The following is a 632-nucleotide window of genomic DNA, read 5'->3' on the forward strand; positions in this document are numbered from 1 at the left end:
CCCGTCCTCGGTGGACATCGGCAGCACACCCATGCGCCGCATCCGCGCCAGATCCGCCCGCTCCAAACCACCCGTCATCACACTGCGCCGCTCCCACAACCCCCAAGCCACCGACACACCCGACAACCCACGCGCCCGCCGGAACGCCGCCAACCCGTCCAAAAACGCGTTCCCCGCCGCATAATTCGCCTGCCCCGCAGCCCCCAACACCCCAGCAGCCGACGAGAACAACACAAACAAACCATCCGAACCCGCCATCACCTCATGCAAATTCCAACCACCCACCACCTTCGCCGCCAGCACACCCTCCAACCGCTCCCGCGACAAACCCTCCACCACCACGTCATCCAGCACCCCCGCCGCATGCACCACCCCCGACACCCCACCCGGCAAACCCTCCACCACCCCCCTCAACGCCACCCGATCCGCCACATCACACACCGCCACCCGCACCTCAGCACCCCACCCCGACAACTCCCCCACCAAACCACCCACCTCACCACTACGACTCAACAACACCAACCGACGCACACCCCGCACCCCCACCAAATGCCGCGCCACCACACCACCCAACACACCCGAACCACCCGACACCAACACCCAACCACCCCCACCCCCCGAAGAAACCGCCG

The 632-nt window shown here is 66.8% G+C and carries 1 protein-coding gene; it reads right to left on the bottom strand.

Features of this window, described 5'->3' with window-relative positions:
• The coding region (locus tag IF99_RS31405) for an SDR family NAD(P)-dependent oxidoreductase (protein WP_324604398.1) at positions 1 to 600 on the bottom strand (600 nt) is incomplete at its 3' end.
• Between the last annotated feature and the right edge of the window lie 32 nt (positions 601 to 632).

Source organism: Streptomyces sp. NRRL F-5630 (assembly GCF_000719475.1).
GTDB lineage: Bacteria > Actinomycetota > Actinomycetes > Streptomycetales > Streptomycetaceae > Streptomyces.